Here is a 19,699-nt window from a genome sequence, read left to right as displayed (position 1 = left end):
CTAACAATTAAGTTTTAACACTAAAGCTATTCGGTAGCGCCTTTATCACCTTTAAGCTTGATAAATAGCTGCATCAACAATACTGCGACCGCACCAGCTATCACGCCAAAAATCGCGTTCAAAATACTTGGGGTGATAAATGCAACCACGGGCCCGACAAACTCAAATGCCTCAATCCAAGCTGCGGCCGCAGTGATTTTATCGCCAACCCAATGCCAACCATGAGTTAAAATACCTCCGCCGACCATAAACATGGCAATGGTGCCCACAATCGACAGTGTCTTCATTAAATAAGGTGCAGAATTTAATAGCATCATGCCAAAGCGGCGCTTAAATCGAGCCCACAGGGTTTCACCTGGGCGCTGACTTAAATACAGCCCAGCATCATCGATTTTAACTATGCCAGCGACAAGGCCATACACACCAATCGTCATAATGATGGCGATAACACTTAGAGTGAAAAATTGAGTACTCAAGCTCTTGTCGGCCACGATCCCTAAAGTGATGGCGATGATCTCCGCCGATAACACAAAGTCGGTGCGTATCGCCCCTTTGACCTTATTGGCCTCGTACTCTTTAAGATCAAGGATCTCCTCTTCGCTCGCCTGGCTCTCATCGATTTGGTGATGCTTCTTGGCATGGAAACTATGGTAGATTTTTTCAAAACCTTCATAACAGAGGTACAAACCACCGAACATCAGTAGTGGCGTCACCGCCCACGGGATAAAGGCGCTAATCAGCATAGCGGCAGGCACTAAGATGCACTTATTCTTAAATGAGCCTACAGCAACCGCCCACACCACTGGCAGCTCTCTGTCAGCGCTAACACCCGACACCTGCTGCGCGTTTAACGCTAAATCATCGCCCAACACACCCGCCGTTTTGCGGGCGGCGATTTTACTCATTGCGGCGACATCATCTAAAATCGTCGCGATATCATCTAACAAGGTTAATAAGCTAGCCCCAGCCATATCGACTCCTTTATCACTTAATGGCGCTCACGCCGAAAATCCATCTCATCGCTTTCTAACTAGAGTATTCATAATACTCACACTATAGCGGTTATTGTGAATAAGCTAATGACAATAAACTGTTAGCCAAAGCAAAAAATCTGCCATCGCTTGCCCCAAGATACACATGATAGTCCTGACGAGTCACTTTAAAAGCAAAATTCAAGCAACTTTGCTTTGCTAAACGCGTATACTGTCGGCAATATTTTTAACCTTGCCTATAACTTTTATTTTTAACTTCTATCTTAAACAAAGGATTTCATAATGACTCAAGATGAAATGAAAAAAGCTGCCGGTTGGGCTGCACTTCAGTACGTAGAAGAGAACAGCATTGTTGGTGTAGGAACCGGCTCAACGGTTAATCACTTTATTGATGCGCTTGCGACAATGAAGTTCGATATCCAAGGTGCGGTATCAAGCTCTGAAGCATCAACAGAGAAAATGAAAGCGCTAGGTATTCCCGTTTTTGACCTAAACAGCGTAAATGAGCTATCTGTTTATGTTGATGGTGCCGATGAAATCAACAGCCAAATGGACATGATTAAAGGTGGCGGAGCAGCACTGACTCGCGAAAAAATTGTTGCCGCTGTTGCTGAAAAGTTTGTCTGCATCGTAGATAACACCAAGCAAGTAGACATTCTAGGTGAGTTCCCACTGCCAATCGAAGTGATTCCAATGGCACGCTCATACGTGGCGCGCCAAATTGTAAAGCTTGGCGGCGACCCTGTTTACCGCGAAGGTTGTGTTACCGATAACGGCAACATCATCTTAGACGTGTACAACATGAAGATCATGAAGCCAAAAGAGCTAGAAGAGCAGATTGACGGTATTGTTGGTGTCGTGACTAACGGTCTATTCGCTAAGCGTGGCGCAGATGTATTGTTAGTCGGTACTCCAGACGGCGTGAAAACCGTTACCTTCTAATCAGATTAAATAACTCAGTGCACTTGTAAGAGTTTGAACAAGTCCGCTAGAGCTCTAAGCTAAAGCCACTCCATTGAGTGGCTTTTTTGTTTATCGTCACGCAACCCACCATTAAAATAATTCATCTTGATTAGGTTTATTAACAACACTTGATATAGAACAAACCGGATCCCACTCAGCACTGTAGGTTATCTTCTAAAATCAGCGCTTAAGGAAAGAAGATGACGGATAAGCAGATGAACAAGACTCGCAAGGATCTTGCTGTGAAGGATGTTGCTGTGATTGGTGGTGGCATAATTGGGGTCTGCACAGCCTATTATCTACATAAGGCGGGTAAGTCTGTGGTGGTTATCGACAAGGATGAGATAGGCAAAGCCTGCTCCTTTGGCAACGCGGGTTATATTACCCCGAGTCACTTCATTCCACTGGCCGCCCCGGGTATGATCCAAAAAGGCCTTAAATGGATGCTCAATCCACAAAGCCCCTTCTACGTGCGCCCAAGTCTTAATATCGACTTCTTAAAGTGGCTATTATCTTTTGCTAGAAAGTGTACGCCGCAGCACACCCTAGAAAATCAGCAAGCCATTTTAGATATCAACCTTAAATCCCTTGAGCTATATCAATTGCTGCACCAACAAGCGGAGCTTAATTTTGAGTTCCATCAAAACGGGCTTTTGATGCTGTGTAACTCAGAGCAAGGCTTAAACGATGAAGCCAAAACCGTGGCCGCAGCCAACAAACTGGGCCTGCAAGCCAAGATGCTCACTCCCCAAGCCTTGAGAGAACTCGAACCCAATATTCAGTTCGACGTGATAGGCGCAAGTTTCTACCCAGAAGATGCGCATATTGCCCCCTATGAGTTTATCGTGGCGATGAAAAACTACTTAACCGCTCAAGGAGTAGAGTTTAGGGAAGGCGTTGAGGTAACAGGTTTTACTATTGATAAAACTAAAACAAAAATCACCTCAGCAACAACCGCAAGCGACGATATCAAAGCCGAAGACTTTGTTCTCGCCAACGGCGCCTGGTCGCCAAAATTAGCCAAGAAATTAGGACTTAACCTGCCGGTGCAATCGGGAAAAGGGATCTGTATCAGCTTCGACAAGCCTCCCGTTAAAGAGAGCGCCAAGCTCAAGTGTCGTACCCCCTTTATCTTAAGCGAAGCCAAGGTCGCGGTTAGTCCACTAGATAACACCATTCGATTTGGTGGCACCATGGAGCTCGGCGTATTATCGAGTCAGGAGCCAGTTGGCATCAGTCCAAATCGTATCAAAGGGCTTATCAAATCCACAGCCCGCTATCTACCAGACTTAGATACAGCTCAGGTTAAATCTGAAGAGTTTTGGTCTGGCTTTCGCCCCTGTAGCCCAGACGGCCTGCCGATAATCGGCAAAGTTCCTCAGTTAGCGAATCTAACCATAGCCACAGGACACGCCATGATGGGACTAAGTTTAGGCCCAATAACGGGCCAACTGGTAAGTGAGATCATCAATAAACAGAAAACCAGTTTGGATCTGACGCCTTTTTCACCAAGTCGATTTGGCTGAGGGGTAGACTGCGTCTAACCACTAACGTCGTGGCGCTTCGCCCACACCCGAGAGTTAAACAATCAAACTTTGTTTGATAACAACGCCCAGACAGACTTGATATATTTTTAGGCTGAGAGTGGCATTCAACAAAAGTGGTTCCAATTGCCTGCGGCCGGTGCAGTATATGGATGTGCAAATGTCGTGATAACAAGGATGTTAATGAACGACCGTATGTGCAGACACTTCTGAGACACGCTGCAAGTACGTCTGACCTCCAAGGATGGAGGAAATGCCAAATTCTGTATGGAACAGAATTGGCCCTGGAAGCTCGACCATGACAAATAGCATCCCTGCTAAAAAGCCAGTTTGGCATCCAGCCTCTCGTTCGAGAGCTTGATAACTTCGTTATCTCTCACCTTGTCATGGACGGTCACGGCCGTATCTACACTAGGTTAGAAAAGCATAATCTTTGTAGTTTAGAGTTATGGCATAGCCCTAGCTCGTTACCTGACAGAAGTGGGGTAGTGAAAAGGAGCTAAAGCTGGCTCGGAAATAGCGGGAGGTATGCTAACCAAATAAACTTTACACTGACCCCACATATCAGGATTTTTTAGAGCCTCCTTTTGCACAGTTAAGAGAACCCCGTCACATTCTCCCGCGCCATCCAAGGCTCGATTATCAGCGTTTTTTTGAACAAAACTTACTTAAGTGTTTACTTTACAAACAAATAATCAGCTATCCAATCAACAATTCGCTTCCTCCTGACAGGTTTTTAAGTTAGATTCCACTTGCTAAATCACATTTCGGCAAACCACTTGAAAAGGTGGGACGCAAAGCTTCCGGTCTGTCGGTGCAGTGAGTAGTCATTTATTAATGATTAACTGTACCTATGATAGCGGGGTTGCCACTAAATAAATCGGACTTATCACCGAGGTCTTGTGCCTGGGCAAAGTCTGTCTGTTTTAGTGTTCAGCATGCGCCGAGGTGTGGCATTAATTTGTCAACCATATATAGGACATGTGATGAAATCATTCCCAAAAAAATCGTTAATCGCGCTAGCATTAGCCAGTCTTAGCTCAGGTGCTTTAGCACACGGCTATGTATCAACCTATAGCGACGGTGTTGCAGCAAGCCGCGTAGCACTTTGTAAGTTTCCAACTACAGATACCAACCAAAAAAATACCGACTGTGGTGCGATTCAATATGAACCGCAAAGTGTAGAAGGCCCAGACGGATTCCCAGAAGCTGGCCCAAGAGATGGCAAAATTGCCAGTGCTCAGTCAGCTCTAGCAACAGCGCTAGACGAACAAACCGCTGATCGCTGGATCCAAAACCCAATTCAGTCAGGCGCACAAACTTTCGAGTGGACCTTCACCGCAAACCACGTTACCCACGACTGGAAATACTACATCACTAAACCTGATTGGAACCCGAATGCCTCGCTGTCACGTGACTCATTCGACCTAACCCCTTTTTGTGTGATTGAAGGCAACATGGTGCAGCCGCCTAAGCAAGTCAGCCACAACTGTGTTGTGCCTGAACGTGAAGGCTACCAAGTGATTTTAGCGGTTTGGGATGTGGGTGATACTGCAGCATCATTCTATAACGTGATTGATGTGAAGTTTGATGGCCAAGGCCCAGTTGTACCGGACTGGACACAAGCAGGGCAAATCAACCCAACCATGGATCTGAATATTGGTGATTCAGTGTATACCCGCGTATTCGACCAATCAGGTGAAAACCCAACATACCGCACCGAGTTGACCATTACCGATTCAAACATGGGCCAAGCTAAAAACTGGACTCATGCGCTAGCAAGTAAAGTTAACCAAGAGCAAACTCAGCTACAAGCAGGCCAATTTAGCGATGGTAAGTTTACCCCTGCTTACGGTACTAACCCAGTTTACATTAAAGCTGGCAGCGGCATCGAGCGCGTAGAAGTGGGTTATAACATCGAAACCCCGGAGCCAGAGTATTCGCTAACGGTTGATGGTCTAGAAGACACTTACACCATCACGAGCGAGCCAACCACACTTGAGCTAACACTGACAGCGCAAGGTAATGTCACCACTGAACTAACGGTTTACAACCACCATCGTGAGCCACTAGCAAGCTGGACAGGTGAGATGTTAGATGGTCAAAATGAAGCGGTATCGCTAACGCTAAATAAGTCAGAAGCAGGCCACCATATGCTAGTGACTCGCATCAAAGATGAAGACGGCAAGCTAGTCGATCAGCAAACCTTAGATTTTCACTTAGAAGATGAAGCTACCACACCACCAGCTGGCGATTATGATTTTGTATTCCCAGCTGGATTAGCAAGTTACACAGCAGGTACCAAGGTACTAGCGAGTGACGGTAGTGTTTACCAATGTAAACCTTTCCCATACTCAGGTTACTGCATACAGTGGACAGCCACAGCCACTCAGTACCAACCAGCAACAGGTTCACACTGGCAAATGGCTTGGGATAAGCTGAACTAATTTCTGCACAGTTCATAGTCAGTCGAGCGGACAAAGAACGAATACAACAGAGCCCCAGTCAAAGACTGAGGCTCTTTTTATTCATGCAACGCCGCACGCTTATAAAAATATGTTGCTGTGATTAAGTCATATTACGGCATGACAGCAAGCCTACTATCAGGCGTTTTTCCCCGTAACAAGCGACTGAGATTCTAGCCAGCGCATTGCAACTAAGGCCGCAACCGAGCAAACCGCAGCATCATTCATATCAAGAAATTCAAGCTGTTCAATTTCAGCATCAGGCTGTAATTCACCGCTAAAATCAGCAAAGTAGCAAGTCAATTTAACCGACACGCCCTCAGCCTTACCATCCGCCTGCGCAGTAAAAGTGTTCATATACTTAATAGTGGTCGGATCAAGATCGACAGACAGCTCCTCTTTAATCTCACGCATCAGCGCTTGTTCATCACTCTCACCCACCTCACGCTTACCACCGGGCAGATAAAACAACGCTTTACCTTTAGAGCGCACCGCCAACAACTTACCATCCCGAATCAACACCCAAGCAAGCTTATCAATCACTTTCATCATTATTTACCTTAGAACTAACTTCACTTTATAACTAGAATATGGCGCCAATGGGGTAACGCCGCAAACAACAGCGCATAGGTTTGGCTAAAATTAGCGAGGAACGAGCACAAGCCCAGCTTTTTGAGTCCGCCCTTGATCGCTTTGTTATAACTCAGTTTCACGGATTACCTTGTTATGATAATCGATGCTTTTTAGAGAAATACTATGGTTTGATACCAGCTTAATTTCTTTTAGAGATAATTCAATAGCACCATAGTCACACATCACATGATGATTTGGGCATAAAACAATAATGTTTTCTGGTGTATCAGAACCATTATGTGGAGTACCTAATGGAATTATATGATGAGCTTCCGAGTATAATTTACCATTTGGTAACTGAATTTGAAGACCGCAGATTTGACATAAATTGTTGTGGAGCAACTTTAGTTTTCTAGCTAAGTTTGTATCACGTAAAACACGATAGGTAGTCGTATATTCCCGCTCAGGCTCTTTAGTACCCGCAGGCAAATCCGCAGCTTTAGGAGTGTGAACTAATTTGTTTCTAAGTCCCCACATTCCAGCACCTAAGCCATTAACCGAATAAAACAGATCTTGACCATTTTTAAAGCCATCAGAATCAGATGACAAGTCTTGAATTCTTCGGCGGATTACAGCTTTCCAAGTTTTAGGAAGCTCACTTCTTAGTTTTGATACTTCTGAATAGATGTCATCATAACTGGCAACCCCACCTAGACTTTCAAGTGCTTGAGTTATGTCTTGCTCCCATGACGACATAGCCAAAATCTCCCTGAGTTATAACAGCTTATTCAACAGCAGCACCGATACATATTATCTGTGCGTCTCGATAAAACACCCAACATTAATATAACCTATTGTTTTAATAGACAGTACTAAAATCAACAGAAGATTATCTAAACACTGCCGCTTAGTAAAACGTTGGTAGTAGCTTTACTTTTTTAGCAACATAAGGGATGAGGTTCACAACCAAATATGCAGAAAAAAACCATTCCCCATCGAAGTTGCCGAAGTACGCTGGAGACTCTTTATAAACAGGAGTAGCGTGATGCCACACGGATGTGGGCATAGCTTTCGCGGGACAGGCCGTTCCTTTGCATCTGACCTATAGGGATATTGGATATGTTGGGCCAAAGTAAACTTTACTTGCTCCCATATACCTCCTAATACTGCCACCTACTTTTATGCTCTTTGCAGAAACGGTTTTACAAGCCTAAATACTAAAGGTTGTGCTGTTCTAACCTAGTGTAGATACAGCTGAGGCCTTCGATGGCATGGTGAGAGGTAACGAAGTTACCAAGCTTTCGAACGAGAGGCGGGATGCCGAACTGGCTTTTAAATAGGGATGCTATCTGCCATCGCAGAGCTTACAGGGACGTACTGGCAGCGTGTCTCAGAAGTATCTGCACATACGCCGGCCGCACGCCATTGGAACCACTTTTGTTGAATGCAACTCTTAGCCTAAACATATATCGAGTATTTGCGGTTATGGTATCAAGTGCAGCTTGATGCTCCTCACGTAGAGCATCAAGCTGCGACTTTAGTTGTTAGACGCAGTCTAACTTAATCACTTTCATCAAACGAAGTTTGATTGTCTATCGCTGTAAAGCGTTTGTTAGACGCAGTCTAACCCAAAGCCAAGCGCCAGCTTGATTACCCAATCGCTAATCAGCGAAAAAAGTAACTACATAAATGCTAACAAAGGCGAAATACACAACAAAACACCGGTGACAATAATTAGGTTAGTCGCCCAACCTTTATATTTGTTCAAGTGTGGCACCTTGTACACCAAGTAAGCTGGGATTAAACAGCCCACCAAACCGAAGATAGGGCTACAAATAGAAGTGAACGATAGGATTGGTGCGTTCAACGCAATCGCAGACCAAGCCAGTAAAATAATGAATACTGTGATGAGTTTATTCACTAGCTCTTTATTGATATCAGACTCTTTACGGCTACGCAGCAGTATGTTCATTGCAATGCCACGACACGCTTCTTGGAAGGCTAAGAACACACCGAAGAATGAGGTGACTACCGCAAAGATGTTAATCACGATACCGGTAATTGTCGCCCAGCTGCCAGGGAAGTATTGCGCAATAATCGCCAGTGCAGAGATATTCTGGTTCATCGCCTCTGTCGCTTGGGTTTGGCTAATAGCGAAGGTAAACGATATCGCAAAGAAAAACACCACTACGAATAAGATAGAAAAGGCAATTTTCATTGCTCGCTCAGCTTTAAAGCGCGCTACTTCAATCGACTTTTCGTGTGAACGATACGAGATAACCATTGGGCTTAACGATTGGATAAACAGAATCGAGGTTAAGGTAAATGGCAACGTAATAATGGCATTTTTCAGCATTGGGCCAAATTCCCCCATGCTTGGAATATTCGCCATATCCCAACGTGCCATCAACAATACTCCCATTACCGCCACCAGTGACAGTACGGTTACCGCCATAAAACCTGACAGCTTAAATAGCAGCTTTTCGCCTTTTGAGCCGATAAAGGCCAATAGGCAGATTAAGCCTAAACCGTAGAATACATTGTCACTTAGCTTGCCCTCAGTGACCCCGAATGAATGCAGGTAAGAGGCACTGTCGTTGGTTACCGCTAATGAATAAACCAGTACCCAAATAACCAACATCAAGAAGTACAGCACACCGAGCGCTATGCCCCAGTTTTTACCGAGGTAGTTTTCAATCACACCTGGATAATCGGTACACTTTTTTGACTCGGCTAAGGTGTTAATGAATAACTTTTGAAACAAGTACATTGCTGGATAACCTATGATGGATGACAGCAAGAATACCCATAGACCCATCACGCCAACCTGAACAGGTAAAAATACAATACCCGCACCGATAGCCATACCAATACTCATCACTATCCACCCAAGGTCGACACTGTCAAACTTGGTAGCTTGTTGCCATTCTGCTTTGGTCATATTAGCGCGTTCGTGTAGGGGTTGCGCTTGGGGATCACCACTTGGTGCGCCTTGAATTACTTCACTCATTAGTCAATTCCATTAAATTTGGCTATAGCCACTGACATGATAAAAATTATAATTATGCTTATGGAAACACACGGTTTTATAGCGTTTGCTTGGCCTGAGCATACTCAAGGATGCAGAGAAATTTTTACTTAAATTCATCGCTATTGGCGTAGATTTAGCAAAAAATACTCTCAATTCAGTGTTTTTTTCAGATGGTTTTTTCGTACTGATCCAGATCAAGAGTTAATCACTTTTAACCGCTCAATAGTTTGATGCCCTTCACCTTATTAGTCATTAACCTTCAGCTCACAAGAGTCCGAAAACGTGATTTATTTCAAGATTTTAGATTTAAGCTTCGAGAGGTATGGCGCACATTTTGTGAATTAAAGTGATGACCACAGCTAAACCAAATCAACACGTGAGCAATATCACTAGTCTACGATTTATAGAATTACGCATAAAAATCAACCTACTAGAGGGTTTTAGCAAGTTCACTTGAAGCCTCAGGCAGTTAAAGGCGAGTCGATGACGGAATACTTGTTGGGTGAGTGATTTAACCCCGAGGGATGACATGGGCAGAGAAAACACCAGAGGCAAAAAAGGAGAAAATCTTGCTAGCGCTGTTAGTAATGATTGAGGTTAGCTTTTTCTTGAAATAATCGATTTTGAAAATAACCGTTTTTAAAGTCGCTTTCGAGTGTTGCTTCATCGCAGGCTGAAGCTAAAAAGCCAAATCGACACTCAATTAAGGACTAACGGTTAATTGAGAAACGACTTGGCTTTAATTTTTAGCTTAAGGTTTTAGCTCAAGGTTTTAGCTTAAGCTTTTGTCTTGGGATGATTGCTTTACCAAACACGCCTGCTTACTTGTGCATCATAATTTCTAAGATCTGCACATCGGTTTGTGTCATCGCGCCATTGGCTAATGCTGCAAGGTTACGAATGGTTTGATCAACATCATTGGCAACAATACCTTCTGTGCCTGTTACCCGAATGCCATCAATGGCCATTAAGGCAGATTTTACCGCTGCCCCCGCCGATGAAGACACTTTCATTGCACAAGCGGTTTTTGCGCCATCACAAATAACACCACTGACGTCGCCAATCATGCTGCAAATAGCTGCGCTTACTTGCTCAATCTCACCATCAAGCAAGTAGGTGATACCTGCAGCAGATCCCATCGCAGCCGTAGTTGCGCCACATAAGGCTGAGAGCTTGTTTTGATAGCTCTTAATATAGATAGCCGTTAAGTGCGACAGCATTAATGCACGTATGGTTTGCTCTTCGCTAGATTTAAGAAAATCGGCACTGACAACAACCGGCATAGTTGCCGCAATTCCTTGGTTGCCTGAGCCCGAATTACTCATAGCTGGCATCATAGCGCCATCCATGCGCGCATCAGAAGCCCCAGCGGTACGAGTGAGTACTTCGGTGAGTAAGCCGCCAGATAATAAGCCTCGCTGTTGGTTTTTGATAAATGTCGCACCAATCTTTAAACCATAATTACCACTGAGACCTTCGATAGATAAGGCATCATTAAGGCTTTTGGCCTGCATGATGAAACGTATGTCATCCAATGGTGCATGAATGGCAAAATCATAGATATCTTGCAGTTTTGCCTCAGTAAATGGGTTTACTTTACTGCTATCTTTAACAGCCTCGACCTGTGGAACAGGCAAACACTGCTTACCATTTTTTTCAATCGCGATAACCTTAGTATGGCTATCGGCAATGGTCACGCTCACCGATTGCTGCAGATAATAAACCGTGACTTTGGCGTATAGCACGTTAGCCACATCGGCAACACCTACTGTCACTTGGTCGTTATCCAGCATTAATTTTGCGGCCTGAACGTCGCTTGCGGTAAGGTTTTTTAATACTTCAAGACCTGCATGACGGTCGCCTGCAACAGCTCCGATTGCTGCAGCAATCGGTAAGCCAACCATTCCAGTGCCCGGAATACCCACGCCCATGCCGTTTTTCATTAAGTTAGCTGAAACACTAACGTCCATATTAGCGTTAGTTGCTTGATCTTTTATCCCTAGCTCATCAATGGCAATGGCGGCAGCTAATGCAACAGAAATTGGCTCTGTACAGCCAAGGGCTGGAACGACATCGCGTGTAACTGCTTCAAGGAATAAAGGCCATAAGTGTTGTTTCATCGTTCTACTCACTTCTAGTAATCGACACTATTTGGAAAATAGTCATTGCAATCTTTGTTTCATTGTAATGGATTAACTGAAGAATTATTTTTCCATTTTTTCTACCAACAAGACATAAAAGAGAAAGATTTTCTATTACAATGCAACCATAAGTTATGCAGATGCTTAAATAAGCAATAATACATAATCACTAGAAAACCGTTGGATAACCAATAGAGAATATCTGTAAGGAAGAACCTTGTGGTTGAAAAAGTAAAACTAGATAAAGTCGACCGACAGCTGCTCACCATGTTGCAGCACGATGTCACCTTATCGCTTAACGAGTTGGCCAAAGCCGTTAATTTAACCACTACCCCTTGCTGGAAACGCTTAAAGCGTTTAGAAGAAGAAGGGGTGATTAACAAGCGCGTCGCCCTGCTCGACCCCAGTAAAATCGGCGTCGACTTCACCGCATTTGTGCAGGTTAAGACCTGTGACCACTCCCATGCTTGGTATGAGAAATTTATTGAAGCTGTCTACGCTATGCCTGAAGTGATGGAGTTTTATCGCATGGCGGGAGAGTATGATTATATGATGCGGGTGCAAGTTGAAGACATGGCGGCATTTGATCACTTTTATAAACGCTTGGTCAATCAAGTGGCTGGCCTCACCAATGTCACCTCAACCTTTGCGATGGAGTCATTGAAGTTCAGCACCGTTTTACCATTAAAACCTGCTTAACTTATCTCAATTGCTAGCGAGTATTTAACCCAAACAAAAAAGGATGCAACCTGTGCATCCTTTTCTCTATAAAGTCAGTTACTAACGACTTTCGCTAATTTGGACTACTTTGGCTCTATCTGCTCAACCATCAGCTGCAAACTCTGATTGCCTCTACAATCATAGAATTTATATACTGCTATTAACAATAGAGGTCAGTGAGCACCGCTAAGCTTACTTAAACAGGATCTTTAGTGATTGTGCAGATATAGTCATCTCCAACATAGCTACAAGACATAGACTGTCCCCCACCAATAGAGCCCGAACTTCCGCCATTATAGATAGGGAGCCCGAGTCTCGCAGCAGCCTCCATTATCTTACGAACTCCCTCTTCCCCCTGCTTAGTAAAGTTATATGAGCCTGAAGTGTAATTTTTGGGGTCATTAGTAATTGTGTTGTTATCTACATCTTTTCCTTCAACAAACTTAAGCCTTAGCGTGCCATTCTTATCAATTTTCGTGAGTAAAACTATGGCTGTGGTGCCATCGCTAAACTTAACCTCAACGTCCATTTGCACACGAGGTAATTCCCCCGTTACAGAAGCCGCAGTAGCAAGAAGCGCAGTGAATTGATCTTGAAGCCTTCTATTAGCATTATAATAATCAGCAAGGTCGTTCTCCTTATAACCTGCGCCTACGAGTGAATATGCACTATCAACAACCGAACTTGGGACCCTTTCGTCTTGAACAGATGACTTAGCTGCAGAATAAAGCTCAACTGAACGGTCAAATCTTAACTGTTGCAAGGAGGTGACATTTATTGGAATGACAAAATAGCTTGTATCTTCCTCTAAAGCTGCGCGTCCAGCATCACTTACCACTTCAGAGCTAGCGTTATATTTTTTAAGTGCACCAGATTTAAAGTTAAAAATGTATACAGGCTCAGGAATAGCTCTTATCCCATTTGAGTCGATAAGCTCAATAACACGTTGTTCATATTGCCTTTCTGTCACGCAGGTATCACAAACGTCTTGGATAACTGTAGCATGGGTGAATGTGGCGAAAAATAATGCACTTCCTATAATAAGTGCGGAAAACAAACTCTTCATTTTTTAATTCATCCTTAAATTAAATTACATACATCAAGCAGAGTGTCTGATTAAGCAAGCTCACAATAGCAACGCAAAAAAAACGCATCAACGAAACACTCGCTACAGTTTGTATCCATGCAAATATTGAGAGACTGCTATCCTTAAGCAAAGTATCGCTGAAGTGTATTAGCCACTGAAGGGAGTTTCCGAAATCAGCTGAAAACAAAAAGGATGCAAGCTGTGCATCCTTTTCATTTCGACGAAACTCTGAGTCAATGCCGACTAAAGCCTACTTTGGTTAAACCTACTTTGGCTCAATCTGCTCAACCATCAGCTGCAAACTCTGATTGCCTCTAAACTCATTCACATCGAGTTTATACACCACCTGTGCGTACTGAATAGTGGCATCGGGCCAAGTCTTCAAGTCCACATTAAAGGCGATAGCATCGAGCATCACTCGGCCGCATTCCGTTTCTAAAATCAATTTTAAGTGCTTCTCGCCAACGATGCGCTGCTGGATCACTCTAAAGTAACCATCAAATAAAGGTTCGGTGAATGACTGCCCCCATGGGCCGGCATTTCTAAGCTCAGTGGCAAGATCAAGTTTGAACTGCTCTGGCACTAGCTCACCATCAGATACTAACTCGCCAGTTAATAACTCTGGCGCTAACACTTCACGCACCGCTTTATCGTAAGCATCGGCAAACAAGGCAAACTGCCCAGCTTGAATAGAGAGGCCAGCAGCCATAGCATGACCACCAAACTTTAATATCAGTCCTGGGTGGCGACTGTTGATCAGCTCGAGTAGGTCGCGCATATGCAGACCTTTAATCGAACGCGCCGAGCCTTTAATTTCGCCCTCGCCGGCTTCGGCAAAGGCGATTACGGGACGGTGGTATTTATCTTTAATCCGCGAGGCTAAGATACCGATAACCCCTTGGTGCCAATCGGCTTGGTAAATAGCAATGCCCCAAGGTAATTCAGCTTCGTTTAGCTCGACACTTTCAAGACTCTTGAGCGCTTCTTGCTGCATATCGGCTTCAAGATCACGTCGCTCGGCGTTTAAGCCATCGAGCTCAGAGGCCATGCGCCGCGCTAGCATAATATCGTCACACAACAAGGTTTCGACCCCTAACGCCATCTCATCGAGACGACCGGCCGCGTTAAGCCTTGGACCTACGGCAAAACCAAAGTCTGAGGCGACAATGCGTGATGGGGTACGCTTAGCGACTTCAAGCAGTGCTGTAATTCCCACGCGGCAGCGCCCGGATTTAACGCGCTGCAGACCCGCTTCCACTAGAATACGGTTATTGGTGTCGAGCGACACCACATCGGCTACGGTACCTAGGGCGACAATATCCAGTAGTTGAGCTAGATTAGGTTCAGCTATGCCCTGCTGTTGATACCAGTTACGGTTTCTAAGCTCGGCTCTCAGCGCCGACATCAGATAGAAGGCTACGCCGACTCCGGCAATCGACTTACTGGCAAAGCCGCAGCCGTCTTGATTTGGGTTAACGATGGCATCGGCGTCCGGTAAGGTATGACCCGGAAGATGGTGGTCGGTGATCACCACTGTCATGCCTAGCGCTTTGGCCGCTGCCACGCCTTCGATAGATGAAATGCCGTTGTCGACGGTGATCAACAGCTCGGCATTTTTATTAGCAGCAACGGCAACAATCTCAGGGCTTAGGCCATAGCCGTAATCGAAGCGGTTCGGAATAAGATAATCCACCTTCGGTGCGCCCATCATCCGCAGCGCCAAAACACATACACTGGTAGATGTCGCGCCATCGGCATCGAAGTCACCCATGATCAAAATTGCTTTTTGCGCTTCAATGGCATCTGCAACTATCTTGGCAGCCTGATCAAGCCCAGCCATGGTATTGGGTCTAAGCAACTTAGCGAGGCTCAGTTCGCAGTCAGAGGCACTGACTCCACGACTGGCATAGATCTGTTTTAATATTGGCGAAAACGTATCGGGAAGGTGACTATCATCGACTCTTGGGCGGCGAACTATCTTATGGATCACGTTGGCTTAAATCCTCAAAATTAAAAACAGGAGCAGCATAACAAGACTGCCGCTAAAGGGGCACAAAAAAGGTGAGCCTCGGCTCACCTTTTTTCGCTATTACTGCATAAGACAGTGCTTAGTCTTATGTAGACGCAATACTTATTGTACAGACTCTAGTGTACGTAGCAGTGCCTGAGGTGGCTGGTAGCCAGGGATCAAAGTACCGTCTTCAAGAATGATTGCTGGCGTACCGTTAATACCAAATGCTTGGCCTAAATTATATTGCTCGGCAATTTTAGCATCGCACTTAGCTTGCTTAACTGCCTTACCGTTTTTAGCTTCGCCCATGGCTTTTAGTGGATCGGCCGCGCACCATACAGACTCCATCTCGTCGGCGTTCGCCGATGGCACACCTGCACGTGGGAAAGCAAGGTAACGCACAGTAATGCCTAGATCGTTATAGCCGTCCATTTCGTTGTGTAACTTACGGCAATAACCACAACTGACATCAGTAAAGATAGTCACTACGTGCTTTTCATTCTTAGCCTTGTAAACCAGCATGTTTTCTTCTAGTGGCTTCATCATGTCTATACGAGGACCTGCCATAGCAGCTTCGGTCAGGTTCTTCATACCTTTATCTAGATCATAAAGGTTACCGTGAAATAGCTTTGAACCATCTTTAGAAATATAAAGTACACCACGATCGGTAAAGGCTTCATATAGCTCAGGGATAGGTGATGGCTTCATTGAAATCACTTTTACACTTAGCGTTTCACTTAGCTTTTGCTTTAATGCGGCGGTATCGTCGCTACTATTCGATGCTGCAAGGGCTGCTGGTGCAATCATCATTGCAGCAATCAAAGAAAATGTTCGAGTGAACTTCATTAGTTTTCCTACTCTCTGTAAGGGGCAGACTGATGGATATAAAAGATTAGACCTTGTCTGGGGCTGAAAAGTTACAGACTCAACTCAGTTAAAGCAAATTATTTGCTGTAACTAAATCATACAGACGTGAAATCCATCAAATATTTAAATTAACTTTAGTTTTGCAGAAGCGAATTAACCAGCCAACAAATTGTAACAGCTGATGCATATCAAATGGCTTACCCTCTTGGATGGTGCTCGCTGTGCAGACTAGATAACCTTGCGGTAGCTACATGGGTGTAGATCTGTGTTGTAGACAGATCGCTGTGACCCAGCAGCAGTTGTACCACACGTAGATCGGCACCATGGTTTAGCAGGTGAGTGGCAAATGCATGCCTTAAGGTGTGTGGTGACAGCTCTGTGCTGATCCCCGCTCTAAGCGCATAAAGCTTGATACGGTGCCAGAAAGTCTGTCGCGTCATCTGCTGCGCCCGTTTAGATGGAAATAGCACATCACTTTGCTTGCCCTTAAGCAGTTCAGCTCTGGCAAACTTAAGGTATGACTCTATTTCGGTAACAGCCAGTTCACCAAGTGGTACCAAACGCTCCTTGCCACCTTTACCTGTGATGCGTACTAGCCCTTGGCGTAAACTTAACTGCTCCATGGTCAATCCCACCAGCTCTGATACACGCAGGCCTGTTGCGTACAATAGTTCAAGCATGGCTTTATCACGACACTCTAGCGGATCGTCTGGCTCAGGCTCGGCCAGCAAGCGGTCGATATCCTCTTCGCTGAGTGAATCAGGCAATTTTCGCGCAAGTTTGGGCGACTCAATAAGTGCCATCGGGTCGCTATCGATTTTTTTCTTTAGGATAAGATAGCCATAGAAGCGTCTAAGGCTACTCATCATGCGTGCGCTACTGGTCTTAGCGAAGCCTTTATCGAAACGCTCGGCCAAATAGTTGCGAATGTCGAACTGAGAACAAGTCACTAGGTCATCACCCTGCTTTTGCAGATAACGGTCAAGATGACGTAGGTCGGTGCGATAGGCGCTTAAGGTGTTATCACTTAAGCCCTTGGTTGACCATAGATCATCTAAAAATAGATCAATATTACTATTGGGCGTGTACTTATCTGACACTTCTCATTCCTATTTAGTTTAAAGAAGGGCCTAGATCCTAGGACTAGAATCTAGAGCGCTTCGCTGCGAGGACGGGCTAAAGCCCTGCGAGGAAAAGCAAAAGCCAAAAGCGTCAAGCTGTTATCTTTTGTTTTCCGTCTTTATCCGGCTTTATCCGTCTTAGCCTTATCGGCCTTTCTCGGCTTGTACCGTCTTAGCATGCCCGCTTCTGCTCTTCCTAAGACTAGAATCTACAGCGCTTCGCGGCTAGAGCGGGCTAAAGCCCTACTAGAAAAAGCAAAAGCCAAAAGCATCAGGCTGTTGATTGTATAGCAGGACGAAGTCCGCTCTAAAAGTGAGCTTGCGAACGCTCTAGAACCTAGAACCTGCTTTTCCTAGTCCCTTCTTTCCATAAAAAAAGCGATGTTTCTAAGAAACATCGCCTCAATATTATGCCATCAAATTGGCTTTAGCTATTCACTTAAGCTATTCACATTAGCGGTTAGCTTTAACCGCTAGCTTTAGTTGACCGCTAGCTGCTCGCTTGGCTTTTTAATTAGCATACAAGCTACGATGACGATAGCCGTTGGTAGCAACCATGCCATGCCTTCGTTATGCAGTGGCATAAAGTTAAATACGCTTACATCAACCTTAGCCGCTTTAAAGCCATCAACAATACCGAAGAATAGCGCCACACTAACTACCAAACGATGCGCTGTTTTTGGATGAGCAAAACGTTCAGTTAAGAAAGTTACCGCAACCAATGCAATCGCAACCGGGTAAACAGTCATTAGTACAGGAACGCTAATATCGATTAACTGCGCCAAGCCTACGTTAGCAACGGTCGCACAAATAATGCTTACCATTACCACAAAACGGCGGTAAGAGATCTTTGGTAGTAGCTCGTTAAAGTACTCACCACAGGCACTGATAAGACCTACAGATGTTGTCAAACAAGCTAGCGTTACTACAGATGACAATAAGATCATGCCACTTGCGCCAAATTTAGCGATAACGTAGTTGGTTAAGATAACGCCGCCATTTTCTGCACCAACGGCTAAGTCACCCGCCGTTGCACCTAAATAAAATAGTGATATATAAACAAATGCCAAACCTGCCGCAGCAATTAATGCAGCTTTAATCAGATAATTAGTCTGTGCTTTTGGCTCAGTGATCCCTTTCTTACGTAGGATATCGATGATCAACATACCGAAGATCAATGAGGCCAAGGTATCCATGGTGTTATAGCCTTCCAAGATCCCTTTCGTTAGCGGGTTAGCTTGGTAATCACCAACTGCAGCACCGATATCGCTACCTGGGATCACAATAACTGAGATAGCTAGGCCAACTAACAATAGTATAAGGATAGGCGTTAATACTTTACCAACACTATCAAGTAGTTTACCTGGGAAAAGTGCTAATACCATTGAAAGTCCGAAGAAGCCCAATGTATAAATAAGCTGGGTAATGTTAAAAGTTAGGCCAGCTATCATAAAGGTAGCGGATGTATCTTCTAGAAACGGTTTAAATCCGACTTCATAAGCCACAAGCCCGGTTCTTGGTGCGGCGAACGCTGGACCTATGATGATAAAAATTGATACGGCTAATGCGGTCGCTGCGATGGGAGGAAGCAACTGCATAATTTTACCGTTCGCTTTAGCGACAGCAATCAGAGTAATAAGGGGAAGGCCGACCGCAGTAATAAGGAAGCCAAACATAGCTAGCGTGATATTTTCGCCTGCCAAAAAGCCAGCTAAAGGAGGGAAGATTAAATTTCCGGCCCCCAAAAAGAACGCGAAGGTCATAAAACCTAACCCTAGCGTGTCTGCAATACTCATTTGATTATTCTGCACTTTATGCCCCATCATAATTTTATTTGGTTAAATATTTCATGCCGTCATGTTCCTAAGGCACCACTTAGGATGACAACTAAAAAAGTGTAATCTTTACTTTACACGGTTCCGTGGTAAATACGGCCCATTCTTGGCGAGTTTATGAACAGCAGCGGAAATAAGAACGCTAAAATTGCTTTAAACTTGGTTTACCGACTCCAAAATTGGGCTTTTACCCAACAAAGAGCGCATACTATTAACAGAGTCGCAATTAACAAACAAGCACCCATACGGAAAAACGGTCATTCTCGATACAAGCCGCAACAGGCGTTTAACAACGGCTTTTCATCTCTTACATTCACCCCATGAGCACCTACAACAAGACACATCCGCT

General features: G+C 44.6%; 14 protein-coding genes and 1 riboswitch. Of the genes, 4 read left to right on the top strand and 10 right to left on the bottom strand.

What is annotated here, in order from left to right; all coding sequences use genetic code 11:
- Positions 1–26 precede the first annotated feature (26 nt).
- Entirely contained in the window at positions 27–971 is a 945-nt protein-coding gene (locus Q1A86_RS00650) for a DUF808 domain-containing protein (protein WP_299801749.1), read from the bottom strand.
- A 303-nt stretch (positions 972–1,274) separates the two neighbouring features.
- On the opposite strand from Q1A86_RS00650, the gene rpiA reads away from it, so the two are divergent.
- The 3 genes from rpiA (at position 1,275) to gbpA (ending at position 5,946) form a co-directional block, all read left to right on the top strand.
- Entirely contained in the window at positions 1,275–1,934 is a 660-nt protein-coding gene (gene rpiA / locus Q1A86_RS00645; RefSeq protein ID WP_248469945.1) for a ribose-5-phosphate isomerase RpiA, read from the top strand.
- A 221-nt stretch (positions 1,935–2,155) separates the two neighbouring features.
- Complete coding sequence (locus Q1A86_RS00640) at positions 2,156–3,481, top strand: FAD-binding oxidoreductase (RefSeq protein ID WP_299801745.1); 1,326 nt, start codon at positions 2,156–2,158, stop codon at positions 3,479–3,481.
- Positions 3,482–4,258: 777 nt separating this feature from the next.
- A riboswitch (cyclic di-GMP riboswitch) is annotated at positions 4,259–4,372 on the top strand.
- A 113-nt stretch (positions 4,373–4,485) separates the two neighbouring features.
- Entirely contained in the window at positions 4,486–5,946 is a 1,461-nt protein-coding gene (gene gbpA, locus Q1A86_RS00635; RefSeq protein WP_299801744.1) for an N-acetylglucosamine-binding protein GbpA, read from the top strand.
- A gap of 156 nt (positions 5,947–6,102) precedes the next feature.
- Here the strand turns inward: gbpA and Q1A86_RS00630 are convergent, their stop codons facing one another.
- From Q1A86_RS00630 to Q1A86_RS00615, 4 genes are all read right to left on the bottom strand, one after another.
- Positions 6,103–6,516: an NUDIX domain-containing protein gene (locus tag Q1A86_RS00630; RefSeq protein ID WP_299801742.1), complete on the bottom strand. Its 414-nt coding sequence runs from the start codon at positions 6,514–6,516 to the stop codon at positions 6,103–6,105.
- Between the two features lie 144 nt (positions 6,517–6,660).
- The gene (locus tag Q1A86_RS00625) at positions 6,661–7,293 is read right to left on the bottom strand and encodes an HNH endonuclease (RefSeq protein WP_299801740.1); all 633 of its coding nucleotides are present in this window, start codon (positions 7,291–7,293) and stop codon (positions 6,661–6,663) included.
- 925 nt (positions 7,294–8,218) lie between these two features.
- Positions 8,219–9,478 (bottom strand): hypothetical protein, encoded by a 1,260-nt coding sequence (locus tag Q1A86_RS00620; RefSeq protein WP_299802241.1) that lies wholly within the window; start codon positions 9,476–9,478, stop codon positions 8,219–8,221.
- A 911-nt stretch (positions 9,479–10,389) separates the two neighbouring features.
- Complete coding sequence (locus tag Q1A86_RS00615) at positions 10,390–11,688, bottom strand: serine dehydratase subunit alpha family protein (protein ID WP_299801738.1); 1,299 nt, start codon at positions 11,686–11,688, stop codon at positions 10,390–10,392.
- A gap of 240 nt (positions 11,689–11,928) precedes the next feature.
- On the opposite strand from Q1A86_RS00615, the gene Q1A86_RS00610 reads away from it, so the two are divergent.
- Positions 11,929–12,408, top strand: a complete 480-nt coding sequence (locus Q1A86_RS00610) for an Lrp/AsnC family transcriptional regulator (RefSeq protein ID WP_299801736.1) — start codon at positions 11,929–11,931, stop codon at positions 12,406–12,408.
- A gap of 217 nt (positions 12,409–12,625) precedes the next feature.
- On the opposite strand, the gene Q1A86_RS00605 is transcribed toward Q1A86_RS00610, so the two are convergent.
- The 5 genes from Q1A86_RS00605 to brnQ form a co-directional block, all read right to left on the bottom strand.
- Positions 12,626–13,495: a hypothetical protein gene (locus tag Q1A86_RS00605; protein ID WP_299801734.1), complete on the bottom strand. Its 870-nt coding sequence runs from the start codon at positions 13,493–13,495 to the stop codon at positions 12,626–12,628.
- A gap of 286 nt (positions 13,496–13,781) precedes the next feature.
- The gene (recJ, locus tag Q1A86_RS00600) at positions 13,782–15,506 is read right to left on the bottom strand and encodes a single-stranded-DNA-specific exonuclease RecJ (RefSeq protein ID WP_299801732.1); all 1,725 of its coding nucleotides are present in this window, start codon (positions 15,504–15,506) and stop codon (positions 13,782–13,784) included.
- Between the two features lie 141 nt (positions 15,507–15,647).
- Positions 15,648–16,373, bottom strand: a complete 726-nt coding sequence (gene dsbC / locus Q1A86_RS00595) for a bifunctional protein-disulfide isomerase/oxidoreductase DsbC (RefSeq protein ID WP_299801730.1) — start codon at positions 16,371–16,373, stop codon at positions 15,648–15,650.
- A gap of 218 nt (positions 16,374–16,591) precedes the next feature.
- The gene (gene xerD, locus Q1A86_RS00590; RefSeq protein WP_299801728.1) at positions 16,592–17,494 is read right to left on the bottom strand and encodes a site-specific tyrosine recombinase XerD; all 903 of its coding nucleotides are present in this window, start codon (positions 17,492–17,494) and stop codon (positions 16,592–16,594) included.
- A gap of 500 nt (positions 17,495–17,994) precedes the next feature.
- Positions 17,995–19,338, bottom strand: coding sequence for a branched-chain amino acid transport system II carrier protein (gene brnQ, locus Q1A86_RS00585; protein ID WP_299802240.1), 1,344 nt, complete (start codon positions 19,336–19,338; stop codon positions 17,995–17,997).
- Between the last annotated feature and the right edge of the window lie 361 nt (positions 19,339–19,699).

The organism is uncultured Shewanella sp. (assembly GCF_947497935.1).
Lineage (GTDB): Bacteria > Pseudomonadota > Gammaproteobacteria > Enterobacterales > Shewanellaceae > Shewanella.
Note: the sequence above shows the minus strand (reverse complement) of the source record. Positions and strands in the feature narration are given on the sequence as shown.

Bases quoted from the DNA above. Each gene is read 5' to 3' on its own strand.
- Q1A86_RS00650 (WP_299801749.1), bottom strand. From the start codon at position 971: ATGGCTGGGGCTAGCTTATTAACCTTGTTAGATGATATCGCGACGATT.
- rpiA (WP_248469945.1), top strand. From the start codon at position 1,275: ATGACTCAAGATGAAATGAAAAAAGCTGCCGGTTGGGCTGCACTTCAG.
- Q1A86_RS00640 (WP_299801745.1), top strand. From the start codon at position 2,156: ATGACGGATAAGCAGATGAACAAGACTCGCAAGGATCTTGCTGTGAAG.
- gbpA (WP_299801744.1), top strand. From the start codon at position 4,486: ATGAAATCATTCCCAAAAAAATCGTTAATCGCGCTAGCATTAGCCAGT.
- Q1A86_RS00630 (WP_299801742.1), bottom strand. From the start codon at position 6,516: ATGATGAAAGTGATTGATAAGCTTGCTTGGGTGTTGATTCGGGATGGT.
- Q1A86_RS00625 (WP_299801740.1), bottom strand. From the start codon at position 7,293: ATGTCGTCATGGGAGCAAGACATAACTCAAGCACTTGAAAGTCTAGGT.
- Q1A86_RS00620 (WP_299802241.1), bottom strand. From the start codon at position 9,478: ATGACCAAAGCAGAATGGCAACAAGCTACCAAGTTTGACAGTGTCGAC.
- Q1A86_RS00615 (WP_299801738.1), bottom strand. From the start codon at position 11,688: ATGAAACAACACTTATGGCCTTTATTCCTTGAAGCAGTTACACGCGAT.
- Q1A86_RS00605 (WP_299801734.1), bottom strand. From the start codon at position 13,495: ATGAAGAGTTTGTTTTCCGCACTTATTATAGGAAGTGCATTATTTTTC.
- dsbC (WP_299801730.1), bottom strand. From the start codon at position 16,373: ATGAAGTTCACTCGAACATTTTCTTTGATTGCTGCAATGATGATTGCA.
- brnQ (WP_299802240.1), bottom strand. From the start codon at position 19,338: ATGGGGCATAAAGTGCAGAATAATCAAATGAGTATTGCAGACACGCTA.